The following is a 6,247-nucleotide window of genomic DNA, read 5'->3' on the forward strand; positions in this document are numbered from 1 at the left end:
CGGCACCTCGGCGGGCGGCCCCTCGGCGGGCGGCTGCTCGGACGGCTCTGAGTCTCGGATGGCGGGCACGCGGCTGCGCTCGTGGACGGGGCCGGCGTCAGCTCTGGCCGGCGGCAGCCGCGCGGGCGGCGTCGTCGGCGGCGTCCTCCTCGGCGTTCTGCGTCGCGATCCGCTCGGCGGTACGGCTGCGCATCCCGGAGACCTTGCCGCTGATCTGCGCGGACATCTCGTCGCGCTGCTTGCTCAGCAGCGCGTAGCTGAGCGGCGCGGAGGCGACCGCGGCCAGCAGGAACAGGAAGATCATGCCGGTCTCGCCGCTGACCGGGATGATCTGGAAGTGCCCGAGCAGCAGGGCCACCAGCAGGCAGCCGAGGAAGATGCTGACCCGCAGGGAGGTGTAGCGGAGCGTGGCGTGTGACTTCTCCGGGCCGTTGCTGGTCACTCGACACGTCCTTCTTCGTTGCGCTGGGGCGGGTTCTCCAGTCAAGCATGCCTGACGGCCGGAGCGGGGCACGGGGCACCCGGTCCGGCCCGCCCGGCCCGCCCGGGACGGGTGTCAGCGCAGGTCGAGCCACATGGTGATGTCGTCCCGGTCGTCCCCGGGGGCGACCCGGATCGCGGCCGGCACCCGGCCGACCTCCCGGTAGCCGCTGCGGGCGTAGAACCGCTCCAGCCCCAGGCCGCCGCGCGCGGTGAGCCGCAGCGACTCCAGGCCCCACTCCCGGGCCACCCGCTCGGCCTCGGCGAGCAGCCGGGCGCCGTGACCACGGCCCTGGAAGTCGGGGTGCACCATGACCCGCTTGAGCATCCGCCAGTGCTCCATCGGGCCGAAGCGCATCGACTCGAAGAACAGCACGCCGACCAGTCGGCCCGTCCCGCTCTCGTGCGCGACCAGCAGCCGGTCCGGACCGTCCGGCTCGACCCCGGCGAACTGGTGGTCGGCGGTGTCCCAGACCTCCTCCTCGGTGACCGGCGCCACGAAGCCGACCGCCCCGCCGGCGTTGGTGACCTCGGCCCACAGCCGGACGATGCCCGTCCGCAGGTCGGGGTCGAGCTTCGGGTCCAGGGTGAAGGTGAGCGCCATGGAGCGGAGCCTAGACCTCCGGTACGACAGTCCTTCCGGAAGGGCCGTCATCGCTCGCACGTGCGGGGAGCGGCCGTCACGGGAGGGCCGGCACCGCCCGGTCGGCCCGCCCGGTGCGCAGTGCCAGGCAGAGCCCGACCGCGACCGCGCACAGTGCGCCGGCGCCGTACCAGGTGAGGTCGTAGTTGCCGAGCGCGTCACGGGCCAGGCCGGCCAGGCCGGCGACGACGGCCGCGCCGATCTGGTGGGCGGCGAGCACCCAGCCGAAGACGATCGGGGCGTCCTCGCCGAAGTGCCGGCGGCACAGCGCGACGGTCGGCGGCACGGTGGCCACCCAGTCCAGGCCGTAGAAGATCACGAAGGCGAGGATCGGCGGCTGGAGCGAGCCGGCCAGCAGCTGCGGCAGCAGGAGCAGGGACAGGCCGCGCAGCCCGTAGTAGACGGTCAGCAGCAGCCGGGAGTCGACCCGGTCGGTGAGCCAGCCGCTGAAGATGGTGCCGAGCACGTCGAACAGGCCGATCAGGGCGAGCAGGCTCGCGGCGGTGGTGACGGGCATGCCGTGGTCGTGCGCGGCCGGGATGAAGTGGGTGCCGACCAGGCCGGCGGTGGTGGCGCCGCAGATCGCGAAGGAGCCGGCCAGCAGCCAGAACGCCCGGGTGCGGGCGGCGTCCCGCAGCACCCGCAGCGAGCGGGCCAGGGCGCGGCCGTCGGTGACCGGTGCGGGAGGGGCCTCGGTCGCGCCGTACGGGAGCAGGCCGAGGTCGGCGGGCCGTTCGCGCATCAGCAGCAGGACCGGGACGGCGACGGCGCTGGCGGCGAGCGAGACCACGATCACGGCCGAGCGCCAGCCGTGCTGCTCGACCAGCCAGGCGCCGACCGGCAGGAAGACCAGGTTTCCCGCCGCTCCGGCGGCGGTCAGCACCCCGGTGACCAGGCCCTGGCGGGCCTGGAACCAGCGTCCGGTGATGGTGGTGGCGAAGGCGCCGGCCATCGAGCCGCTGCCGAGGCCGACCAGCACGCCCCAGCAGAGCACCAGTTGCCAGGGCTGGCGCATCAGCATGGTCAGCCCGGCGCCGACCGAGATGGTCAGCAGCGCGCAGACCACCACCAGACGCACCCCGAAACGGTCCATCAGCGCGGCGGCGAAGGGGGCGGTGAGGCCGTAGAGGGTCAGGTTGACGGAGGTGGCGCTGGAGATCGTCCCGAGCGACCAGCCGAACTCGTTGTGCAGGGCGTCCATCATCAGGCTCGGCGTGGAGCGGAAGCCCGCCGAGCCGAGCAGGACGAGCAGGGAGACGCCGGCCACCACCCAGGCGTAGTGCACCCGGGGGCGCGTGGCGGGGGCGGGCGGTTCGGAGAGGGGCGTGGGGGCGAGGGCGCTGCGTTCGGTCACGCGGACGAGTGTTCCGGGCCGCCCGGAGCCGGACGAGTGGCCTGAATGACAGCTTTCGCAAGAATCAGGCCACGGGCCGCGATACCCTGGCCCGACCCACCGACACCCGAGGGGACGGCATGGCACACCTGGTCGCGGTACTCGCCCTGGAGGGCGTGATCGCCTTCGAACTCGGCATCCCCGCCCGCATCTTCGGCGGCGCCAAGGACCCGGCCGGGCAGCCGCTGTACGAGGTGGCCACCTGCACCCTGGACGGGCGGCCGGTCGCCACCAGCGCCGACTTCAAGGTCATGGTCGACCACGGGACCGAACTGCTGGAGCGGGCGGACACGGTGGTGATCCCGGCCTCCGCCGACTCCAGCCCGGCGGTCGCCGACGCCTGCTTCACCCCCGCGCTGGCCGACGCGCTGGCCCGGATCCGGCCCGGCACCCGGCTGCTGTCGATCTGCACCGGCTCGTTCATCCTGGCCGCCGCCGGGCTGCTGGACGGACGCCCGGCCACCACCCACTGGCGCTACACCGAGCGCTTCGCCCGGCTGTTCCCCCGGGTGCGGCTGGACCCCGACGTGCTCTACACCGACGACGGCGACATCCTCACCTCCGGCGGGGTGGCCGCCGGGGTGGACCTGTGCCTGCACGTGGTGCGCCGCGACCACGGCAGCGCGGTGGCCAACGCGGTGGCCCGCAACTGCCTGGTGCCGCCGTGGCGCGAGGGCGGCCAGAAGCAGTACGTGGAGGCCCCGAGTCCGGTGGACTCCGGCGGCAGCGGCACCGCCGCGGTGCGCGCCTGGGCGCTGGAGCACCTGGACCGGCCGCTGGCGCTGCGGCAGCTCGCCGACCGGGCGGGGATGAGCGTACGGACCTTCACCCGGCGCTTCCGCGAGGAGACCGGCGCCAGCCCCGGCCAGTGGATCACCACCCAGCGCACCGAGCGGGCCCGCCAGTTGCTGGAGCGCACCGATCTGACGATCGACCAGGTCGCCCGGGAGTCCGGCTTCGGCACCGCGGCCTCGCTGCGGCTGCAACTGCGCGGCCGGCTCGACGTCGCACCGAGCGCCTACCGGCGCACTTTCCGCGCCCTCCCCGAGAGCCGTACCGCTCCGGGGAGCCCCGTCGCCTCCGGGAGCCCCGTCCCCGAAAGCACCACCGGCCCCGGGAGCGCCGCCGCCCCCGGGAGCCCTGCACGGCGCGCTTCCTGAGCAACGCCTGGCAACCGACCAGCCGGTGGCCGAAACTCGTCACACCTCGGCGACGCATTGGATGGCGGCAGGCCGCACGCGCCCCGAGCGCGGTACGGCAGGCCGCCATCCAACCGCGGCGCGCAGGCCCTGAACCCGCGCCACACCCTCCGCACTCGCCGAGGAGCGGCCCGCGACCGGCCGTCCGCGGTCCCCCCTGCTGGCACGAATCCCCTGGACAGCAGCACCACGGCGGTGGACGGACGTCCCCTCGGCGTCCCCTCGCGACGGAGCGCCGCACCCAAGCGTGATCAGTCGGATACGTCACGTCAATGGGTAGTCCGAAATTCGGAATGGTTGCGTCACCTTTCGGCCGGTGACCGGCACCGGTGATCGGCACGGTCCGACGGCCGCCGTGAAAGCCGCTATTGCGCCAAAGCCGCCCAGTCCACGTCGGCCAGCGGATCGGCCGGGCGGGCGTCGCTGCCGATCTCGCACCAGACCCGCTTGCCCGAGCCGTCCGGGTACCAGCCCCAGCGCTCGCAGAGCAGCTCGACCAGTTCCAGGCCGCGCCCGTTGGTCGCGTCCTCGTCCGCGCCCGCGTGCCGCGGGGTCGGGGCGGCCTGGCTCGCGTCGGCGACCTCCACCCGCAGCGGGGTGGCCGGCCCGCCCTCCTGCGTGCCGTCGGCCACCGGCAGACAGAGCCGCAGGACGGCCGGACAGCCGGTGTGCACCACGGCGTTGGTCACCAGCTCCGAGACCACCAGCACCACCGTCTCGGCCATCGGCGCATCCGGGTCCACCCCGTGGTTCAGCAGCCGCGAGCGCACCCACCGGCGGGCCCGGCCGACCTCGGCGGGGTCAGCCTGCACCGCCAGCTGTACCTGAAGAACCTGCACCGCTCCACCACCCGCACTCGCAGTTCGGCCATAGTCCCGATCGGGCCGGATCGGCCGGCGGGCCCTCGCACGTCGCCCGGCACCACCCGAGCCGTACCCGGGCGCCCGCCCGGTCCGTCCGCCCGCGCCCACTCGTCCGCGCCGTCTCGTCGGTCGGGCACCGGCCGCGACACGAATACGCCTCAGGATGGGCGGGGGGACGGACCGCAGCAAGCGCTTCGGGCATATTCCGGCGATCGGGCGACAGGGCAGTGCATACTGTCCCGCTCATGCTCGCGAGCCTCGTACCGGCGCTCGGCCGGCACCGGGCCGACCAGCCGGTCCCGCAGTCGGGAACCTACCGCCGCGCGCCACCCGCGCCCCGCCCGCCACTCGCGGACCACCCGCGGTCCCGCCGGCCGGCCGTCGCACCGTCCGACGATCCGGCCCGGAGGCGGGAGAGTCCGGGCCGGGAGTTCGGGGCCGGGAGTTCCGAGCGGGCAGGCGCATCCACAGGGACGCCGATCCACGAGGAACGGTTCCGTTCTTGCCGAAATCGCCCCCGGCGCCGCCCGGCCGCAAGATACCGTTGAGTACGCCAGCGAACCCGGTCAGGAGGGTGGTTCCCGATGGCCACCCCGGAGCGGACCCCGCGCTGGGACGAGCAGTTGCAGCGCCGCCTCGCCCGCGGCGAGGAGACGGCGCTCGGCGAACTCTACGACCGGCTCGCGCCGATGGTGCACGGCCTGGCCGGACGGATACTGGCCGACCAGGCGGCCGCCACCCAGCTCACCCGGGAGGTCTTCGCCCACGTCTGGGAACACCCCGAGGAATACGACCCCGCCCGGGGCACACTGCGCTCCTGGCTCGGCGCGCTGACCCACCACCGCGCGGTCGAACGGCTGCGGGCACGGCGGGCCGCCGAACAGGCCCCGGGCACGGAGGCCGAGATCCGTGCCGTGGCCACCGCGGCGCGGATGCAGTACGTGGTCGACTCCCTGCCCCAACCCCTGCGTGAGACCATCGCGGTGACCTACTACGACGGCCGCACGTACCGCGAGACGGCCCGGCTGCTCGGCATCAGCGAGCAGGCCGCCAAGCAGCGGATGCGGCTCGGTCTGGAGCTGCTGGCCACCGAACTGGCCGACGAACGCACCCGCCAGGACGGAACCGGGGACGGGAACGGGGAGACGTGAGCAGCACTGAGGAGCAGCACGACGCCCTGCGCTCGCTGCTCGGCGCGTGGGCCCTCGGCGCCTGCCCGGCCCGCGAGGCCGGCGAGTTGGAGCAGCACCTGCGCGGCTGCCGGGAGTGCGCCGAGGAGGCGGCCCGGCTGCGCGAGGCGGCCGGCTGGCTCTCCCTGGACGAGCCGCTGGACCAGCCCGGCTCGCTGCGCCAGCAGGTGCTCGACTGGTGCCTGGCCCGCCGGCCGGCCGAACTGCCCGTCCCCGCCTGGGGCGTGCCGTACACGGCGGAGACCGCCAAGCTCGACGCGCTGCTGCGCGACCTCGGCCCGGAGGAGTGGCAGGAGGTGGCCGAACTGCCGTGGCACGGCGGCACCGAGTGGCTGCGCCCGGCCGAGGTGCTGGGTCACCTGACCGCGGTGGACGGCTTCCTGGCGCTGGCGCTCGGTCTGCCCGATCCGGTGCCGGCCGCCCCGGGCCTGCCCGCCGTGCCGGGCGGGCGGAGGGTGCCGCCGCAGGAGCCGGCCGCC

Annotated in this window: 7 protein-coding genes; 3 read left to right on the forward strand and 4 right to left on the reverse strand. The window is 74.7% G+C overall.

The window, feature by feature from the left end; genetic code table 11:
* Positions 1-97: 97 nt before the first annotated feature.
* The 3 genes from KS423_RS35685 to KS423_RS35695 all read right to left on the reverse strand — a co-directional run bounded on the left by KS423_RS35685 (position 98) and on the right by KS423_RS35695 (position 2,477).
* Complete coding sequence (locus tag KS423_RS35685; protein WP_224283898.1) at positions 98-442, reverse strand: DUF4229 domain-containing protein; 345 nt, start codon at positions 440-442, stop codon at positions 98-100.
* Positions 443-556: 114 nt separating this feature from the next.
* Complete coding sequence (locus KS423_RS35690) at positions 557-1,084, reverse strand: GNAT family N-acetyltransferase (RefSeq protein ID WP_224283899.1); 528 nt, start codon at positions 1,082-1,084, stop codon at positions 557-559.
* A gap of 76 nt (positions 1,085-1,160) precedes the next feature.
* Complete coding sequence (locus tag KS423_RS35695) at positions 1,161-2,477, reverse strand: MFS transporter (protein ID WP_224283900.1); 1,317 nt, start codon at positions 2,475-2,477, stop codon at positions 1,161-1,163.
* Positions 2,478-2,596: 119 nt separating this feature from the next.
* Here KS423_RS35695 and KS423_RS35700 point away from each other — a divergent pair, with 119 nt between their 5' ends.
* Positions 2,597-3,676 carry a GlxA family transcriptional regulator gene (locus KS423_RS35700; RefSeq protein WP_224283901.1) on the forward strand — a complete coding sequence of 360 codons (1,080 nt, stop codon included), beginning with the start codon at positions 2,597-2,599 and terminating at the stop codon, positions 3,674-3,676.
* 404 nt (positions 3,677-4,080) lie between these two features.
* Here KS423_RS35700 and KS423_RS35705 read toward each other — a convergent pair whose 3' ends face one another.
* Complete coding sequence (locus tag KS423_RS35705; RefSeq protein ID WP_224283902.1) at positions 4,081-4,554, reverse strand: ATP-binding protein; 474 nt, start codon at positions 4,552-4,554, stop codon at positions 4,081-4,083.
* 608 nt (positions 4,555-5,162) lie between these two features.
* Between KS423_RS35705 and KS423_RS35710 the strand changes: the two genes are divergently transcribed.
* A complete protein-coding gene (locus tag KS423_RS35710; RefSeq protein ID WP_224283903.1) occupies positions 5,163-5,729 on the forward strand; it encodes a sigma-70 family RNA polymerase sigma factor in 567 nt (188 codons plus the stop codon).
* On the forward strand, positions 5,726-6,247 hold a 522-nt coding region (locus KS423_RS35715), incomplete at its 3' end, for a zf-HC2 domain-containing protein (protein WP_224283904.1). The genes KS423_RS35710 and KS423_RS35715, both read left to right, overlap by 4 nt.

The organism is Streptomyces sp. LS1784 (genome assembly GCF_020103755.1).
Classification (GTDB): domain Bacteria; phylum Actinomycetota; class Actinomycetes; order Streptomycetales; family Streptomycetaceae; genus Kitasatospora.

Coding starts and splice junctions, on each gene's coding strand:
- KS423_RS35690 (WP_224283899.1), bottom strand. CDS start 1,084: ATGGCGCTCACCTTCACCCTGGACCCGAAGCTCGACCCCGACCTGCGG.
- KS423_RS35700 (WP_224283901.1), top strand. CDS start 2,597: ATGGCACACCTGGTCGCGGTACTCGCCCTGGAGGGCGTGATCGCCTTC.
- KS423_RS35710 (WP_224283903.1), top strand. CDS start 5,163: ATGGCCACCCCGGAGCGGACCCCGCGCTGGGACGAGCAGTTGCAGCGC.